Below are 18,271 nucleotides of genomic sequence, written 5' to 3' on the forward strand. Positions count from 1 at the left end.
GTTATACCCCTAGTTTCCAACCTAAAGTACGCATTACATCCGAGAATACGCCTGCTGCCGTCACTTCTGTACCGGCACCGTAACCACGCAGCACTAAAGGAATTGGCTGGTAGTAGCGACTATAAAACGCCAACGCGTTTTCACCGTCTTTAATTTTGAACATTGGATCATTTTCATCGACAGCGGCCATGCTCACTGTGCACTTGCCATCATTAATTTCACCAACATAACGTAGCACTTTGCCTTCTTCTGTCGCTTTCGCAGATAACTCTTTGAAGTACGCGTCCGCTTCTGGCAAACGAGCCATAAATTCATCAACACTGCCTGAATCATCAAAGCCTGGTGGTAGCGCTTGGTCAACGACCACATCTTCAAGCTCTAATGACATACCTGCTTCGCGAGCTAGGATGAGCAGCTTACGCGCAACGTCCATACCAGAAAGGTCATCACGAGGATCTGGCTCAGTGAAGCCATTTTCTTTCGCAATATTCGTCGCCTCGCTCAGGCTCATACCCTCGTCAAGTTTACCGAAGATGTAAGACAGTGAACCTGACAAAATGCCACTAAATCGTTCAAGCTCATCGCCTGCTGCAATCAGGTTTTGTAAGTTTTCGATAACCGGTAGGCCTGCCCCTACGGTTGTTTCGTACATCAACTTGCGACGCGAGCTACGAGCGACATCTCGAAGCTGATGGTAGTACGCCATGCTTGCTGTGTTTGCTTTTTTGTTTGGCGTGACCACGTGGAAACCTGCTGCTAGAAAGTCTGCATATTGATTTGCAATGTCTTCACTAGACGTACAATCCACAAGTACAGGGTTGATGATGTGATTGCGCTGAACTAACGCGATTAAACGAGCTAGACTGAATTCTTCTGTTGCCGCAGACATGCGGTCGCGCCAGTGTTCTAGTGGTAAGCCTTCACTATCGAGTAGCAAGCCTTTGCTATTTGCTAAACCACAAACTCGAATCACGATACCTTTTTCCGCCAGTTTGGATTGTTGACGTTGGATCTGATCCACCAGCTCACCGCCAACACCGCCAACACCAACAACAAACACATCGAGGAAGTATTTCGAGTTAAATAGGTTTTCGTGACACGCTTTGATCGCCTCAGAAATTTTGTCTTCCGGAATTACCGCAGAGATAGCACGCTCTGAAGAACCCTGCGCAATCGCGACGATATTAACATTCACTTCCGCAAGAGAAGAGAAGAAACGTGAAGCAACACCACGGGATGTACGCATGCCGTCACCAACCAAGGTAACGATAGAAACATCATCGATAAAATCAACCGGTTCCAATAGACCGTCTTTTAGTTCAAGCTCAAACGCATCCGCCAGAACTTGTTGAGCTTTCAGCTTATCATCAGCCTCGATACAGAAGCTGATGCTGTACTCAGACGATGATTGAGTAATTAATACAATAGAGACACCAGCAGAAGACATCGCACCAAATACTCGGCTCGCCATGCCTACCATCCCCTTCATACCTGGGCCTGATACGTTAACCATGGTTAGGTCGTTAAGCGTTGTAATACCTTTGATCGCAAGATTATCTTCTCCAGTATCTTGGCCGATAAGCGTACCCGCGCCTTGAGGGTTAAAGCTGTTTTTGATCAGACATGGAATGTGGAATTGCGCGATAGGAGCAATGGTCTTCGGATGCAGAACGGATGCACCGAAGTAAGAAAGCTCCATTGCTTCTTGATAGCTGAGTGACTTAAGCAGTCGTGCATCTTCAACCAATCGAGGATCGCAGTTGTAAACGCCATCCACGTCCGTCCAGATTTCACAACAATCAGCACGTAAACAAGCCGCTAATACTGCCGCTGAATAGTCAGAACCGTTACGACCCAGCGTCACCAATTCGCCTTTTTCATTACCCGCAGTAAAGCCCGGCATGATGTTCACATGATCTTTAGGAAGAGGATTTTGACGGAAGTTCTGTGTCGATACATCAACATCCACCATGGCTTCTAGGTGATCGCCTTTCGCATACAGATATTCAACAGGATCAATGAGGTTCGCTTTTTGCCCTTTGGCTTCCAGTACCGCCTTCATCAATTGAATCGAAACTCGCTCACCTTTACTGATGATGCGAGCATTGACGTTGTTTGGACACATACCAAGTAAGTTGATGCCGTGCACAAACTGACGCAGTTGAGAAAGAGAGGTTTTAACTTGGTTATCGAACGCCGCACCTTCTAGGTTAGGCAATACCGCTTGGATATCAGCAAAAAGCGTTTTAAACGACTCTTCCAACTCATTGATTTGCAGCTCAGCTTCACCATTGCGAAGTGCACCTTCAATGACTGCTACTAACTTGTTCGTCGTTTTACCCGGCGCCGAAAGTACAACGGCCACTTCTTCTTGTTGAGCGTTATTGGCAATGATATCTGCCGCTCTTAAAAAGCGATCTGCATCCGCTAGTGATGAACCGCCAAACTTCAATACTCGCATCCCTTCCTCCGATGTATTTTCTTAATTTTTGTCTAAATTCTGTCTAAAAACGCATAAAAAAAGGCCTGTATCTTGTTGGATACAGGCCTTTTTTGTGAATTTCTTTCGCTCAGCAGCCTGCCCCAACATTTGTCGTGTCGGTAATAATAATGGTCGTGGTCATTACTACTAGGCTGTTAGATGGCATAAATAAATATTCAACGTTAATCGTGTTTGCTTATATCTACGTTTACCGAGTTTCCTATTCAGAGTCAACAAAAAATTGTTTATTTTCCAGTCTTCCAGAGGTTTATTCTGCGTAATGTCATTGATATATAAGTATAATTACTTACGCTTGATTTTAAGAAAAACATCCTTGTTTTCTAACTTCAGGAGTTAATGCCATTAAACGAAGGGTGATTAGGAGCCATAGGTAAGCGGATCTTTCTCATAAAGCGCAAGATCAAACATTTAGACGGTGTTGTTTCTAGTTAACAACAACTTAACTGTGATCAATGTTCCTAGGATCGAATTATTTAGAAAATAGATGTGTTGGCTTTCATATTCTATGCTTTAATAGTGAGAAGCTTTTAGCAGATACTAATAAAAAAGTTAGACACAAGGAGTGGTGGACATGAAAAAATGGCTTTTTCTGTTACTGTTTTCAGTGTCTGGCGTTTCTTTTGCTAACGATCTCCCTCCCCTTCCAGGGAAAACAAGCGCGTCTCCTCACAAACTGTTTATCTCAAGCGAAAGTTACCAAACCGACAGCTTTGATGTATGGAATATTGATGGTGGCTACGCCTATGAACTTTTTGATTCTGTTGACCTTTATGTAGGCGCGCGAGTCAATAACTCTCCGACTCAAAACCAAAGCGGCTTTCTCAGCGGGATCAGCTACCACTTCAATGATCGTGTCACCGTAAAAAGTACCGTAAGATCTTACAAATCTGAGAATAGCAACGGCATTCAAACCGAAGACAGTAGCCTCGCTGCTGAACTTTCTAGCCGCGTGAAAATTACCGATAAGTTAGACATTCACGCGACGTTGGATTACCAAGATTGGCAACAAGGCTTTGAGGTAGGTTTAGGTTTCCGATTCTAAAAATCGAGTGCTTCTTTTGAAATCAACACCCCATTCCAATCGGCATAAACATGATGTTTTGGTTGAACAATTTGGTTCAGCATCGTTAACGTCACGTTGACTTCACCCACACCACGCTTTTCCGTTTTAAACGGGCATGTACCCAGCGCTTGCACTCCTATGTCCATTTGCGACATTTGTGCCACATCACGCACTGCTCCGTACACGATGATACCTTCCCAACCATTTTCGATACCGAGTATCGCCAGCTGGTCACCAAGCAGCGCTTTTTGGCAGGAAGCGTGTCCATCAACAATCAAGACTTTGCCAGTGCCATCCTGTTCTAGAACTTCACGTACTTTAGAATTATCGTGATAGCAACGCACTGTGACAATTTCGCCATGAAAGGCGGTACGTTGACCAAAGTTCTGTAGCGGTAAATTTAGCAACGTCACTTGGTCTTCAAATTGATCACAAATATCTGGTGTTATGTCTCTCATATTTCCTCCGTGAATTTGCTCGCTCGGGCATAACCCCAACGAGAGATATCCTGTTATACGAGCCTGTCGTTAATTTTTCCTAGCCAATGTTTTTTGCTCGGTGCCGCGCACGCAACTAAGTAAAGATCACCATCTATCACATAGTAAATGGCATTTTGTTGAAACGCTTTTGCCAATCGCACAGCCTCTTCTAATGATATATCCGCCGCAAAACTCTCTTCGCACCATTCAAAGCTGCGATCACCTACGTTAACGAGCACGTAATTCGCGTGTTTAAGTTGTTTTTCCAACTCTTGATTACTTATGCAGTTCTCTTTCTTTGACCGCAAATTACTGTAGGGGTTCCAAGCAGTTATCACCGCATAACTTGACGTATGCCATTCAGCTTCAAAATGAAAAAAAGATTCTGAATAAGCATTCCATAACGATACATCTATGTTCGTATTACTTTTTTCTATCATAACTCTTAAACGATTAATAACAGTTACATTTCATCAATTGATGTAAATCAACAAACTGAATGGAATTAACATTTGAGCATTGTTAGCATGCTGTTAACAATATAAAATCCGCTCCATATCTTAGGGTGTTTACGTTTCATGCCCTGCAAAGCAAGGAACTGAAAGGTAAACAAGCCCTATAGAATAAACGTCGCCATTGGATACTGGTGAGTTGGCAAAATTCCAAGGAAGGCGGATAGCTGAAAGAAGTGTTTTTTTGATCAACTTGATTTATTATCAAAATCACATTACCTGTATGTTATATTTTTGCCTAGAATTTATTCTATTAGCACAATTTTGTCACAAATTTAGGTACCGCCAATGCAAACCCCGCAGATTCTTATCGTAGAAGATGAGCAAGTAACTCGTAACACTCTTAAGAGTATTTTTGAAGCAGAGGGATACGCTGTTTTTGAAGCCAGTGACGGTGAAGAGATGCACCAAGTGTTGTCTGACAACTCTATCAACTTGGTCATTATGGACATTAATCTTCCAGGCAAGAATGGTCTACTGTTAGCACGTGAACTACGTGAGCAAGCGAACATCGCTCTGATGTTCCTGACAGGCCGCGACAATGAAGTAGACAAGATCCTAGGTCTTGAAATTGGTGCTGATGACTACATCACAAAACCATTCAACCCACGTGAATTGACTATTCGTGCGCGCAACCTGCTAAGCCGCTCAATGAGCACTAACGCAGTTCAAGAAGAAAAGCGCTCAGTAGAAAAATACGAATTCAACGGTTGGGTGCTAGATATTAACAGCCGCTCACTAGTGAGCCCTGCTGGCGATAGCTACAAGCTGCCTCGTTCTGAATTCCGTGCACTTCTGCACTTCTGTGAGAACCCAGGTAAGATCCAAACACGTGCTGATCTTCTTAAGAAGATGACTGGCCGTGAGCTTAAACCACATGACCGTACTGTCGACGTAACGATTCGCCGTATTCGTAAACACTTCGAATCAGTATCTGGTACGCCAGAAATCATCGCGACTATCCACGGTGAAGGCTACCGCTTCTGTGGTGACTTAGAAGACTAATTCAGTCTGCTAGAAATACGAAGGGCTTGCTCATTGGAGCAAGCCCTTTTTCTATGCGAGAAAAAAACTAATAAACCTTGTTTATCTTCACGTGCTTTTCAACAAGCCAACGTTGTTTACCCGCATCATCAAGCAGCAACGCCAAATCGACGGATTTATCTGTATCGGCTTCAACTTGCCAAGTAAACGTCACTTCCCACTGATTTTCGCTGTGAGTGCGAGTTTCCAAGTCCCCACCATCAATCATCCACTCGGTAGTACCCTGCTTTATAATCAGAGCCTCAGCAGTCAAATTCGCAGGCAGCTGTTTGTCGCCTTCCAGATACAAAGCACCTTGAATACTCAACTCTTGAACGTCTTGCACAGGTTCTTCCTCAATCGCAGGCATTAAGTTCACCCAAAGATTGCTCTTTAGTTCAATATTCACCTGATTCATCGTAATTTGGCTGCCTTGTTGCCAGTTCACTTGAGGAACAGAACTACAACCTACGAGCGATGCAATAAGTAAGGCTACGGGTGCAAGTTTCTTCATGTTATTTCCTTTGATCTAACCAACTTTTGAGTACCTGAATATCGTTTTGGTATTCATTCTTTATCTCTTCGACCCAGTCAGAAATATTTTCCCACCATGCCGGCATATCCGGGGATTGCGCTTTTTGAGCAACGCTTTGGATACGTTTAAGACCAATAGATCCTGCCGCACCTTTGATTTTATGCGCTTCAGAAACAATGCCATCCTGATCTTTTGCGGTCATGTTTGAGTCTAATACCTCAATGTAATCTGGCATCATGTCTTCAAACATCTTGATGCTGTCGTACACGGGTTTAACGCCGACAATATCCACATAAGACTCTAGCATATCCAGATCCAGTAGATGTGTCTCAATCACAGGAGAAGGCGCCGCTTCTTCCTTGACTTCAGGCTTAACAATCACCGCGGGTTTATCGACTCGATCAACAAAGAACTTATCTATCACTGACTGAATAGCATGCACAGCTAATGGTTTACTGATTGCGTCATCCATTCCATTTTCTAAGTACTCTCGACGATCTTTCATCACGTTCGCCGTTAACGCCACCAACGGAGGCAAGTGGTCATAATGCTCACGGTAGTACTTCGCCACATCAAACCCTGTCATGTCTGGCAGTTGAATGTCCAACAGCGCAAGGTCGTATTGGTCCGGCACAAAGTTGACTAACGCTTCTTCCCCAGTCATCGCGACCGTCACGGAATGCCCCAAACTTTCTAGCAGCGACTTAGCCACCGTCACGTTAAGTTCAATGTCTTCAACCATAAAGATGTTGAGATGCACATTGTCGCGCTTCGCATCGATTACCGGCTCTTCGAGTTCAACAATAGGAACGTGAATCGACACAGTAAAAGTACTACCAAAGCCTTCTTCACTTGTGACCGTAATGTCCCCATCCATCATATTGATCAGTTGTTTCGAAACCGCTAACCCAATGCCTGTACCTACCGCATGCAAGTTGTCTTTGCCCGACTTAACTTGATAATACATAGCAAAAATCTTATCCAGTTCAGCTTCAGGAATACCGATGCCGGTGTCTTCGACTTCCATAATAATGGTCGCGAAGTCTTCTTCGACATCAGCGCTGACTGTCATTACAACGCCACCTTCTTTGGTGAACTTCATCGCGTTGCTCACTAGGTTCCAAATCACCTGGCGTAAACGGGTCGCATCCACCTCGATCGCTTTTGGTAAGTCACTCAAACGTTCTAAGTCGAAACGCAGTCCTTTTTGTTCCGCCATGAGCGCCGAAATACTCTCTATCTCGGCGACAAAGTCTTCAAAGTTCAATGGCGCAGGTAACAGTTCAAGCTTGCGACGATCGAATTTGTCCATATCGATGATGTCATTGAAGATATTCCCCAACGTAATCGCACTCACGTTGATCGTCTGCATGTGCTTACGCTGCTCTTCCGTCAGCGGGCTATCAAGCAACATTCGACTCAAGCCAACAATGCCGTTTAACGGTGTGCGAAGTTCATGGCTAATTGTGGAGATAAACGTCGTTTTATCTCGGCTGGCTTTTTCTAGAGATTCTTCGTGACGCTTACGCTCAGTGATGTCTCGCCCAAAACCAACCAACCCCAAGTGGCGACCGTCTTTGCTATAAAATGGTACTTTGCGCAATTCAAAATAGTGTTTCCGCCCATCAGGGTATTCCAACCATTGCTCGTAAGTGATCGCTTGGTTGTCGCTAAAGACTTTTTGGTCGGTATCTACGATTGGCTGCGCAATTTCTTTACTGTAGACATCCCACGGGCTCAAGCCGACAAGTTGATGCTCCTTCTTGCCCGTTAACTCTTCCATCGCTCGGTTACAACCGGAGAAGACGCCATCAGCATTACGGTAATAAATCAAATCAGGTGACGCATCGATGAATGAACGTAATAAAGCGGTACGCTCTGCTAACTCTAATTGCGTTCGCTCACGCTGGAAAACCTCATTTTCTAGATCCTGCATCGCCTCTTCACGCGCTTCTTCCGCTTTAATCCGCTCTTCAATCTCTAGATTGAGCTTTTCGATGTTCTGCTGTAGTTGGAAGTTCAGTTCTTGGTCACGTGAACGCATGTCTTTCAATTTAGAAACCAGCTTCGTCAATCGTTGACGAGACTCTTCTAACTGATCTACCACCACAGATAGGAAGTAAACGGCCCAAGGCGTGATTAACAAACCAAAGAAAACGGAACGTACGATGTCGATATCATCGACGCGCCCTTTGAGAGCCAAAGTGATACCAACCTGTACGACGACAGCAAGTGCCACCAGCGCTAGGGCTAACAAAATTGAAAAACGGACAATCCCTAGTTTCACCAGTAAGTCTACATAGTACTGGGCGAGATTTTTCATGGGCTTCATTCACTACTCCATGGCACAAGCAAGCTATCAACCCGACATATTGAAAACGGGCAGATGTACAAGGCCTAACGCAATTTAGGTCTGTTTGATTTTGAGGCATTCACCTTGATGAACTGGCGAGAATCATAGGATCACAGACGAGAACACAAGGTATAAGCAGTTTAACGTGTTTAATACGGTGATTTAAACCGCTTGCTATCAACTTAGAGCAAGCGGTCACAAAGCGCTAGAAGGAACTAGGGTGGATGCAGGTGCGATTACGGCCATCGGCTTTGGCCTGGTATAGCGCACTGTCGGCCATAGCGATGCCCATTTCAGGCTCATCACCATGCTGAGGAACGTAAGAAACAAAGCCGATACTCACACTGAGGTGTTCTGAAGCTTCCGAACTACCGTGCTCCATATCAAGCTGTCTAATCTGTTGATGAATGCGTTGAGCGACTTGCTCTGCGCCTTCTGTTGTCGTGTTTGGCAAGATAAAACCAAATTCTTCACCACCGTATCGAGCCACGCAGTCTGAAGAACGGTTGACCACTTGCTTGAAGACCGCCGCGACACGAATCAACGCCTCGTCGCCTTGTTGGTGCCCGTAACAGTCGTTGTAATCTTTAAAGAAGTCGATGTCGCACAACATGATAGTCAAAGGCAATTTTTCACGAATATGGTGATACCAAAGTACATGAAGACGTTCATCAAATCGGCGTCTATTTGCCACTTGCGTCAAGCTGTCCATAAAGCTCAATTTCTCAAGTTCAAGGTTCGCTTGTTCAAGTTTTTGCTCGGCGAGATAACGCTCTGAAATATCACGCGCCATGATAAGAACGCCATTCGTACCCGATGCCTTGTCTTTAAACGGCGATTTCACCACATCAAACCACGTAATATGGCCATCACTACTCACGACCTTATCGATGTACCTTACCGGTTCGGCTTGTCGTAGAGCGTGTAGGTCGCTCGTTTCCAACCGCGTGTACATTTCAACGGGAATGACATCTTGAAGACGCTTACCAATCAAATCAGAAACTTCAGATATACCTAAAGCGTTTACAAATGGCTTATTGCACGCTTGGTACACCATGTTCTCATTAAAAATACCGATAGAGTCAGGGCTTGCATCTAAGATTGTTTGAAGAATGGTGTCACGCTGAGCCAAGGCGACTTCAGTATCTTTTCGACGTTCCATTTCATCACGTAAGTTCTGCTGAATCTTATGCCATTCCGTCACATCGTGACTAATAGACAACGTTCCGAGTAGCTCACCACTTGGCGATACTAACGAGCTTAAATTCACTTCAAGCAAGCAGCTGCGACCTTGCGTGTCCGTCGTCCATTTGCGTTCACTTTTACGGGTAGCGACTCGGCTCGCCGTTGCAGTGATGGCTTCTTCTCGTCGCCCCTCCCAAAACTGGTCAAAGGCACGATTCGTCGTCAATAAGTTACCTTGGCAATCTTGCAAGCAGATCAACTCGGACAGCGAATCTAGCGCTGAGCGAGCCATCTCTAACTGCGCCAACTCTTGCTGCTGCTCTTGTAAAGTGACTTGATAAGGTTGCGCGTACATGATCCAAACACGATGACCACGTAGCAAACTCTTTCGGCCGGACAATTCAACCTTAATGGATTCGTTTTCAGATAAACGCCAATCAAAGACTTGGTGACGGAAATAGCGACTGGAAAAGCTATCAAACAACGAAGAGAGTTTGTGAAGCTCAAACAAGGCTGGGTACAAAAAGCCTGTACCCAGTGAGCGAATGCCAAGCAACTGCATCGCTGCTTGATTCGAAAGAAGGATTTGTCCATGGCTGGCATCTAGCACCAGCACTGGATAAGGCGAATCAGTAATAAGCTGCTTAAGTGCGTTTTGGAAACGAAAGTAGATAAGTGCTATCGCAATCGCACTGACTATCGATAGCAGGACAATATATCCATAACTCTCCTGCCCATTCCAAAGCCAATTAAGTAACTGATCCATTTTTCCACCTATAAAGCAAACTGCTAAAAATATATCAGTTATTTATTGAGCAATCTGCTTTTAATTCCGGCTTCGTGTAGATAAAAGGCTTTCCTATTAAGCTGCCTTGAGCGCCATCTTTATTTAATGCGCGACCAATTTCAGTCATGGCTAACCAACGGTTTTCACACCAAAGCGGGGACAACAACGTTGGGCGACGAGCTGCGGAAGAGACACGATGAAACACAACATCAGCGGGCGTCATACGAATCATTTCACTGGCAATCGCAACATATTCTTCCAATTCAGGAGCTTCTAATCTACCAGCTCTCCAAGCTTTCGCCATCGTACTGCCTTCCACAATATGCAGGCCATGTAACTTGATGCCATCAGTGCCCACGGCCAACACTTTTTGCAGCGTTTCAATATTATCGTCGCGGGTTTCTTTCGGTAATCCAACAATCAAATGAGTACAAACTTTGATCCCTAAGGCTCGAGCTCGCTGAGTGATCTCCGCATAACATTCAAAATCATGTCCGCGGTTGATTCGTTTGAGCGTATCGTTATTTGCAGTTTGAAGACCTAGCTCGAGCCAAATTTCATAACCTTGGTTTACATAATCTGACAGCAAATCCAATACCGAGTCAGGCACACAGTCTGGGCGAGTTCCCACACACAAACCCACAATATCAGCAGCTTTGAGCGCTTCTTCATACATATTTTTCAGTACTTGTACTTCTGCATAAGTACTGGTGTAAGCCTGAAAATACGCCAGATATTTCTTCGCTCGATGGATTTCCCCAGCACGATCTTTCAACTGTTCATGAATACTTTTGATTTGTACTTCTTCGTCAGCAAACGAAGCCACATTGCAAAATGTACAACCACCTCGGCCAATCGTGCCGTCGCGGTTTGGGCAACTAAAGCCACCATGTAAAGTCAGCTTATGGACTTTTTCGCCGTAACGACGCTGAAGATCTTGGCCTAGTGTATTGACCAACTCATGTAACTGCATAGATTCTCACCAATAGTAAACCGTAATAAATCTCACTACGATTTATGTAACTAAATTACATCCCTGCAAGAAAAAACAAACAATATTACTCAATTCAAACAACGCCCAATCGGTGTGAAATCAATAAACTTGCATAAATACAGACAAAAAAGCGTCATGTTGCGTAAATGTTAAACTAAAAATGCATATTTAAACGAAAAAATTGGGTCACAGAGGCGACTTTTCATTGCAATCCGAAGTAACAAAATTGTAGGATACTTACACAACCCCGCATTTTTTGTGACTTTTATTACAGCACGCACAGCGGGAATTGTCGGTGTTATCCCACTCCCACCTATATAAATCACTAAATAGTGAGAATAAATAAAGGGATATCACCAAGGATTGTTTTTCTCGCAATACTTTTCCTGCGAGATACGGAAAGGAATCAAGACCAGTCAACCTCGACTGGTGGCGATAATAAATATAAAGGACAAGACGCATCATGTGTCACAAGGCAACTTCGGTCTGCCTCGTACCTTTGCGTCGCATTGAACTGGAAGGATGTATCTATGGTAGATAGAGAGCAAAATTCACAGGGTCTATACACTCCGGAATTGGAGCATGACGCTTGTGGTATCGGTTTTGTTGCTCACCTTAAAAACCGTAAATCTCATGAAGTTGTGACTCAAGCATTGGATATGCTGGCTCGCATGGAACACCGTGGCGGTCAAGGTTGTGACCCATGCAGCGGTGACGGTGCGGGTATTTTGTTGCAAAAACCTCATGAATTCCTATTAGAAGAGGCCGTTAAACTAGGCATTAAACTGCCTTCGTTTGAAAAGTATGGCGTTGGTGTCGTTCTTTTCCCAAAAGACGAATACAAACGCGAACAATGCCGTGACATTTTAGAGCGTAATGCCAAACGCTTAGATCTCGAAGTCATCGGCTACCGCGTATTACCAACCGACAACTCCATGATTGGTGCCGACCCTCTAAGCACAGAGCCTCAATTTGAGCACGTGTTTATCTCCGGCGGTCCTGGCATCACACCTGAAGAGCTAGAACGCAAACTTTACGTACTTCGTAATTACACCGTACGCGTTTGCCTAGAAAGCGTTTCGAACATTAGTGACGACTTCTACATTAACTCAATGTCTTACAAGACATTGGTGTACAAAGGTCAGTTAACGACCGAGCAAGTGCCTCAGTACTTCCTTGATCTGCAAAACCCGACCATGGTGACCGCTCTGGCACTGGTACACTCTCGTTTCTCTACCAATACCTTCCCGAAATGGCGTCTTGCACAGCCTTTCCGTTACATCGCTCACAACGGTGAAATCAACACAGTTCGCGGTAACTTGAACTGGATGAAAGCCCGTGAAGCGATCCTAGAATCAGATCTGTTTACTCAGGCTGAAATCGACATGCTTCTTCCTATCTGTCAGGAAGGCAGCTCGGATTCATCAAACTTTGATATGGCACTTGAGCTCCTAGTTCTTTCTGGTCGTAGTCTGCCACATGCCTTAATGATGATGATCCCTGAAGCATGGCAAGAAAATAAAAACATGGATCCTAAGCGTCGCGCGTTTTACCAGTACCACGCAAACATTATGGAACCGTGGGATGGCCCGGCATCTGTCTGTTTTACCGATGGTGTTCAAGTAGGTGCAACGCTCGACCGCAACGGTCTACGCCCTTCTCGCTACACAGTGACCAAAGATAACTTCCTAGTCATGGCATCAGAATCTGGCGTAGTGGATATTGCACCAGAGAACGTAGAGTTCCGTGGTCGTCTGCAACCAGGTCGTATCTTCGTTGCGGATCTAGAGCAAGGTCGCATCATTTCTGATGAAGAAGTGAAAGACACCATCGCAACGGCACAACCTTACGAGAAGTGGGTAGAAGAAAACCTACTGAGCTTGAAGAAGCTGCCTGATGCGAGCAACCAGTTCAGCCAACCTAAGCCAGAACATCTTCTACACCGTCAACAAGCGTTTGGCGTAAGTACTGAAGAAGTGAACGAAATCATCGTTCCAATGGCAAATGAAGGTAAAGAACCGCTATCTGCAATGGGTGCTGACTGGCCGCTGGCCGTGCTGTCACACCAGTCGCAACATCTTTCAAACTACTTCAAGCAGTTGTTTGCGCAGGTAACCAACCCACCGATCGACCCGATCCGTGAGCGTATGGTAATGTCGCTGAATACTTACTTGGGTAAAGACCAAAACCTTCTGACTGAAACGCCACTTCACTGTCAGAAAGTGGAATTGGAATCGCCAGTTCTGGCTAACTCTGAGCTTGAAAAGCTGCGTGCGATCGATAACGAGCACCTGCAAGCCAAAACGCTGGATATCGTATTCCAAGCCAGTGAAGACCAAGGCAAACTTGAGCGCGCGCTAAAACGTATCTGCCAATACGCCGAAGATGCGGTTATCGATGGTTACTCAATCATCCTTCTAACTGACCGTGCAGTGAACTCAAACCACGCAGCGATCCCAGCAATGCTGGCAGTTGGTGCAGTACATCACCATTTGATCCGTAAAGGTCTACGTGCGAAGTGTGACATCGTGGTTGAAACTGGTGACGCGCGTGAAACGCACCACTTTGCAACGCTACTTGGTTACGGTGCAAATGCGGTTAACCCTTACCTAGTGATTGAAACCATCATTGAACTTCAACGCACTAAGAAGTTGGATCCAGAAGCGAACCCTCGCGATCTGTTCAACAACTACCGTAAAGCGATCAATGGCGGTCTTCTGAAGATCTTCTCGAAGATGGGTATCTCAACTCTGCAGTCGTACCATGGTGCGCAAATCTTCGAAGCATTGGGTATCCACAAGTCAGTGGTAGACAAATACTTCACTGGTACGGTTTCTCGCATCCAAGGTTTGACTCTGGATGACATCGCGAAAGAAGTGTTGATCCGCCACCGCATAGGTTACCCACAACGCGAAATCCCAATTCAAATGCTGGATGTGGGCGGTGTTTACCAGTGGAAACAACGTGGTGAGAAACACCTATTTAACCCAGAAACCATCTCTCTACTCCAGCAATCAACTCGCAACAAAGATTACGAGCAGTTCAAGCAGTATGCGAGTGCCGTCGATAAACAAGGTGACAACGCGGTAACGCTACGTAGCCAACTGGAATTCATCAAGAACCCTGCGGGCTCTATCTCTATCGATGAAGTAGAACCAATCGAAAGCATCGTGAAACGCTTCGCGACAGGTGCAATGTCGTTTGGTTCGATCTCTTATGAAGCGCACTCAACACTGGCAGTTGCGATGAACCGCTTAGGCGCGAAGTCCAACTCAGGTGAAGGTGGTGAAGACCCAATGCGCTTTGAGCGCAAAGAAAATGGTGATTGGGAACGCTCTGCAATCAAACAGGTGGCTTCTGGTCGTTTCGGTGTGACGTCTTACTACCTGACTAACGCTGAAGAACTTCAAATCAAGATGGCTCAAGGTGCGAAACCGGGTGAAGGTGGTCAGCTACCTGGTGATAAAGTGGATGACTGGATCGGTGCCACTCGTCACTCGACTCCAGGCGTCGGTCTGATCTCACCACCGCCACACCACGATATCTACTCAATCGAAGATTTGGCTCAGCTGATCTACGACTTGAAGAACGCCAACCGCGCGGGTCGTGTAAACGTGAAACTGGTATCGGAAGCGGGCGTAGGTACGATCGCTTCTGGTGTTGCGAAAGCAAAAGCGGACGTAGTGCTTATCGCAGGTTTCGATGGCGGTACGGGTGCGTCCCCAATGTCTTCAATCCGTCATACTGGTCTTCCTTGGGAACTGGGCTTGGCAGAAACCCACCAAACGCTACTGAAGAACGGCCTACGTAACCGTATCGTTGTTCAAGCAGATGGTCAGATGAAGACACCTCGTGACCTTGCAGTCGCAACACTACTAGGTGCAGAAGAATGGGGCGTAGCAACCGCCGCATTGGTGGTTGAAGGCTGTATCATGATGCGTAAGTGTCATAAGAACACCTGTCCTGTTGGTATCGCGACTCAGAACAAAACACTTCGCGAGCGCTTTGATGGTCGCGTAGAAGACGTCGTAACCTTCTTCCAATACATGGCCCAAGGTCTGCGAGAAATCATGGCTGAACTTGGCTTCCGCACTATCGATGAGATGGTAGGGCAAGGTCAAAAACTGAAAGTTCGCCAAGACGTTTCTCATTGGAAATACAAGAACCTGGATCTATCCCCTGTACTTCATGTTGAACAGCCTCGCGAAGCTGATGGCGTGTTTAACCAAGCGCAGCAGAACCACAACCTTGAAGCAGTACTAGACCGTAAGCTGATTCAAGCCGCAATTCCAGCTCTAGAAAAAGGTGAAGCAGTAAGTGCTGACTTCCCTATCGTTAACACAGACCGCTCTGTCGGAACCATGCTGTCTAACGAAATTTCGAAAGTGTACAAAGACCAAGGTCTACCTCAACCAATGAATGTCAAATTCAAAGGCTCTGCGGGCCAATCTTTCGGCGCGTTCCTCGCTAAGGGCGTGAAGTTCGAAGTGGAAGGCGACGCGAACGACTACTGGGGTAAAGGCTTATCTGGTGGTACCTTGGTGCTCTACCCTGACGCGAAATCGAGCATTGTCGCAGAAGACAACATCGTAGTTGGTAACGTATGTTTCTACGGTGCAACTTCGGGTGAGTCTTTCATTCGCGGTATGGCAGGTGAGCGTTTCTGTGTTCGTAACTCAGGCGCGAAAGTGGTTGTAGAAGGTGTCGGTGACCACGGTTGTGAATACATGACGGGCGGTGCAGCCATCATCCTTGGTTCAACAGGTCGTAACTTTGCTGCAGGTATGAGTGGCGGCGTAGCCTACGTGTGGGATAAATCGGGTGACTTTGAGTCAAAACTGAACCCAGAGCTCGTTGACCTAGACCCAATCGAGCAAGAAGACAGAGATCTGTTACTCGACATGCTGACTAAGCATGTCCAATTCACAGGAAGTGAAGTCGCTCAGTCTTTCCTAGACAATTTTGAAGCAAGCCTAGCCTCTATGGTTAAGGTGATGCCGCGCGATTACAAAGCGGTACTTCAAAAGCGTAAAGCTGAGGAGGCTCAGTCTCAAGGAAATGAAACTCAAGCGGAGGCAGTGTAATGGGTAAGCCTACTGGATTTTTAGAGCATGGTCGTGAACTACCACAGAAGATCGATCCGGCTGAACGTATCAAGAACAACAAAGAGTTCGTTCTGAACGAGGAGTTTGGTAGCAAAATCAATACTCAGGCTTCTCGTTGTATGGATTGTGGTGTGCCGTTTTGTCATAACGGCTGCCCTATCGGCAACATCATCCCAGAATTTAACGATGCGGTTTATCGTGATAGCTGGGAAGAAGCATGGAACATTCTAAGTTCAACCAACAACTTCCCGGAGTTTACTGGTCGAGTTTGTCCCGCTCCTTGTGAAAGTGCATGTGTGCTTGGCATTAACCAAGACCCAATCACTATCTGTAATATCGAGAAAACCATCGTGGAAACGGCGTACCGTGAAGGATACGCCAAACCAAAAACTCCGCGTTCTCGCACTGGTAAAACAGTCGCTATTATTGGTTCTGGCCCTGCGGGTCTTGCGGCTGCCGAGCAGCTAAACAGCGCAGGCCATACCGTGACCGTATTCGAGCGTGACGAGAAAGTGGGTGGTCTGCTGCGTTTCGGTATTCCAGATTTCAAACTGAGCATGGAAGTCATTGATCGTAAGATCAATCTAATGGCAGAAGCTGGCGTTGAGTTTAGAGTAAATCAACACGTTGGTGTCGGTGTAAACGCGCAACAACTGCGTCAAGAGTACGATGTGGTACTGCTGACTGGTGGCTCAACCGTTCCTCGCGATCTTCCTGTTCCGGGACGCGATCTAAAAGGCGTGTACTTTGCAATGCAGTTCCTCGGACAAAACAATCGCCGAGCAAACAACATGGATCTAAAAGGTGAAGAAATTCACGCAGCAGGAAAACATGTTGTCGTAATCGGTGGTGGTGATACTGGTTCTGACTGTGTGGGTACATCAAACCGTCACGGCGCAGCAAGCATAACTCAAGTTGAAATCATGCCGATTCCACCAGAGAAGCGCCCAGCCAATATGCCTTGGCCTCAATACCCAATGATCCTACGTACTTCGACTTCTCATGAAGAAGGTGTCGATCGTCACTGGAACATCTTGACCAAAGAGTTCATCGGTAACGACAAAGGTGAAGTTACAGGTCTTCGTCTTGCAGATATCGTTTGGGAAGATGCGAAACCAGGCGAGCGCCCAAGCTTTAAAGAAGTAGAAGGCAGCGAGCGCGTGATCCCATGTGACATGGCTTTCCTAGCGATGGGCTTCCTGCACCCAGAACCAACTGGCGTGCTTGCTCAACTGGATATCGCACTCGATGATCGCGGCAACGTTGCAACACAAGGTTTCGCGACGAATCAAGAAGGCGTATTCGCCGCAGGTGATATGCGTACTGGCCAATCTTTGGTGGTTCGTTGTATCAACGAAGGTCGCGAATGTGCTCGTGCTATTGATGAATACCTGATGGGTGGCACTAACCTTGAAGCAAAAGCAAATTCGCTAATGCTTTCAGCATAAAGGGGGCATTCACGCTTCCTTCTTTCAAAGTCATCACTTAGCCATCAGCGATATCGATGGCTAAAGACCAAGAAAGAAAACAATTCCTTCCAATCTTTATCTTTTGACCAGCATTTTATGCTGGTCTTTTTTATTCCTCCCAGCATCAAATGTTACTTTTTTGTAACAATCAATTTTCTATCTCATTGAAATTATTATACTATTTTAGGTAATTAAACGGTAAATCGCATATTCACGTGATTATCCACTAATAACTTGACCTTTTTTACAATAAGCTATAGCTT

At 45.7% G+C, this 18,271-nt stretch carries 11 protein-coding genes and 1 other annotated feature; of the genes, 4 read left to right on the forward strand and 7 right to left on the reverse strand.

Translation table 11 applies throughout. From position 1 onward, the window contains the following. Position 1 precedes the first annotated feature (1 nt). On the reverse strand, positions 2–2,461 hold the full coding sequence (gene thrA / locus NL646_RS17920) for a bifunctional aspartate kinase/homoserine dehydrogenase I (RefSeq protein ID WP_025526267.1): 2,460 nt from the start codon (positions 2,459–2,461) through the stop codon (positions 2–4). 54 nt (positions 2,462–2,515) lie between these two features. Beyond that, positions 2,516–2,635 (reverse strand) — a sequence feature (Thr leader region). A 439-nt stretch (positions 2,636–3,074) separates the two neighbouring features. On the opposite strand from thrA, the gene NL646_RS17925 reads away from it, so the two are divergent. Further along, a complete protein-coding gene (locus tag NL646_RS17925) occupies positions 3,075–3,545 on the forward strand; it encodes a hypothetical protein (protein WP_005486998.1) in 471 nt (156 codons plus the stop codon). Here the strand turns inward: NL646_RS17925 and NL646_RS17930 are convergent. Together NL646_RS17930 and NL646_RS17935 are read right to left on the reverse strand one after the other, a co-directional pair. Further along, a complete protein-coding gene (locus NL646_RS17930) occupies positions 3,542–4,024 on the reverse strand; it encodes a putative 4-hydroxy-4-methyl-2-oxoglutarate aldolase (RefSeq protein ID WP_253664501.1) in 483 nt (160 codons plus the stop codon). The two genes, NL646_RS17925 and NL646_RS17930, sit on opposite strands and share 4 nt — an antisense overlap. Before the next feature lie 53 nt (positions 4,025–4,077). Further along, positions 4,078–4,485: a DUF3293 domain-containing protein gene (locus NL646_RS17935; RefSeq protein WP_017449170.1), complete on the reverse strand. Its 408-nt coding sequence runs from the start codon at positions 4,483–4,485 to the stop codon at positions 4,078–4,080. A gap of 360 nt (positions 4,486–4,845) precedes the next feature. Between NL646_RS17935 and arcA the strand changes: the two genes are divergently transcribed. Beyond that, a complete protein-coding gene (arcA, locus tag NL646_RS17940; protein WP_005479585.1) occupies positions 4,846–5,562 on the forward strand; it encodes a two-component system response regulator ArcA in 717 nt (238 codons plus the stop codon). A 67-nt stretch (positions 5,563–5,629) separates the two neighbouring features. On the opposite strand, the gene NL646_RS17945 is transcribed toward arcA, so the two are convergent. From NL646_RS17945 to NL646_RS17960, 4 genes are all read right to left on the reverse strand, one after another. Then, the gene (locus NL646_RS17945; protein WP_021453752.1) at positions 5,630–6,094 is read right to left on the reverse strand and encodes a DNA polymerase III subunit beta; all 465 of its coding nucleotides are present in this window, start codon (positions 6,092–6,094) and stop codon (positions 5,630–5,632) included. A gap of 1 nt (position 6,095) precedes the next feature. After that, positions 6,096–8,447: an aerobic respiration two-component sensor histidine kinase ArcB gene (gene arcB / locus NL646_RS17950; protein WP_017449171.1), complete on the reverse strand. Its 2,352-nt coding sequence runs from the start codon at positions 8,445–8,447 to the stop codon at positions 6,096–6,098. A gap of 226 nt (positions 8,448–8,673) precedes the next feature. Then, positions 8,674–10,419, reverse strand: a complete 1,746-nt coding sequence (locus NL646_RS17955; protein WP_253664502.1) for a diguanylate cyclase — start codon at positions 10,417–10,419, stop codon at positions 8,674–8,676. A gap of 34 nt (positions 10,420–10,453) precedes the next feature. Beyond that, positions 10,454–11,413 carry a TIGR01212 family radical SAM protein gene (locus tag NL646_RS17960; RefSeq protein WP_021450207.1) on the reverse strand — a complete coding sequence of 320 codons (960 nt, stop codon included), beginning with the start codon at positions 11,411–11,413 and terminating at the stop codon, positions 10,454–10,456. Positions 11,414–11,964: 551 nt separating this feature from the next. Between NL646_RS17960 and gltB the strand changes: the two genes are divergently transcribed. Both gltB and NL646_RS17970 read left to right on the forward strand, forming a co-directional pair. Next, entirely contained in the window at positions 11,965–16,518 is a 4,554-nt protein-coding gene (gltB, locus tag NL646_RS17965) for a glutamate synthase large subunit (RefSeq protein WP_253664503.1), read from the forward strand. Further along, a complete protein-coding gene (locus NL646_RS17970) occupies positions 16,518–17,987 on the forward strand; it encodes a glutamate synthase subunit beta (protein ID WP_062851676.1) in 1,470 nt (489 codons plus the stop codon). Before gltB ends, NL646_RS17970 begins: the two co-directional genes overlap by 1 nt. Positions 17,988–18,271: the final 284 nt, after the last annotated feature.

This window comes from Vibrio sp. Y20_XG_PY13 (assembly GCF_024181925.1).
Lineage (GTDB): Bacteria > Pseudomonadota > Gammaproteobacteria > Enterobacterales > Vibrionaceae > Vibrio > Vibrio parahaemolyticus.

Excerpts from the sequence above, each read along its gene's own strand:
- NL646_RS17970 (WP_062851676.1), top strand. The coding sequence starts at position 16,518 with ATGGGTAAGCCTACTGGATTTTTAGAGCATGGTCGTGAACTACCACAG.
- NL646_RS17955 (WP_253664502.1), bottom strand. The coding sequence starts at position 10,419 with ATGGATCAGTTACTTAATTGGCTTTGGAATGGGCAGGAGAGTTATGGA.
- arcA (WP_005479585.1), top strand. The coding sequence starts at position 4,846 with ATGCAAACCCCGCAGATTCTTATCGTAGAAGATGAGCAAGTAACTCGT.
- gltB (WP_253664503.1), top strand. The coding sequence starts at position 11,965 with ATGGTAGATAGAGAGCAAAATTCACAGGGTCTATACACTCCGGAATTG.
- arcB (WP_017449171.1), bottom strand. The coding sequence starts at position 8,447 with ATGAAGCCCATGAAAAATCTCGCCCAGTACTATGTAGACTTACTGGTG.
- NL646_RS17960 (WP_021450207.1), bottom strand. The coding sequence starts at position 11,413 with ATGCAGTTACATGAGTTGGTCAATACACTAGGCCAAGATCTTCAGCGT.
- NL646_RS17925 (WP_005486998.1), top strand. The coding sequence starts at position 3,075 with ATGAAAAAATGGCTTTTTCTGTTACTGTTTTCAGTGTCTGGCGTTTCT.
- NL646_RS17935 (WP_017449170.1), bottom strand. The coding sequence starts at position 4,485 with ATGATAGAAAAAAGTAATACGAACATAGATGTATCGTTATGGAATGCT.
- NL646_RS17930 (WP_253664501.1), bottom strand. The coding sequence starts at position 4,024 with ATGAGAGACATAACACCAGATATTTGTGATCAATTTGAAGACCAAGTG.
- thrA (WP_025526267.1), bottom strand. The coding sequence starts at position 2,461 with ATGCGAGTATTGAAGTTTGGCGGTTCATCACTAGCGGATGCAGATCGC.
- NL646_RS17945 (WP_021453752.1), bottom strand. The coding sequence starts at position 6,094 with ATGAAGAAACTTGCACCCGTAGCCTTACTTATTGCATCGCTCGTAGGT.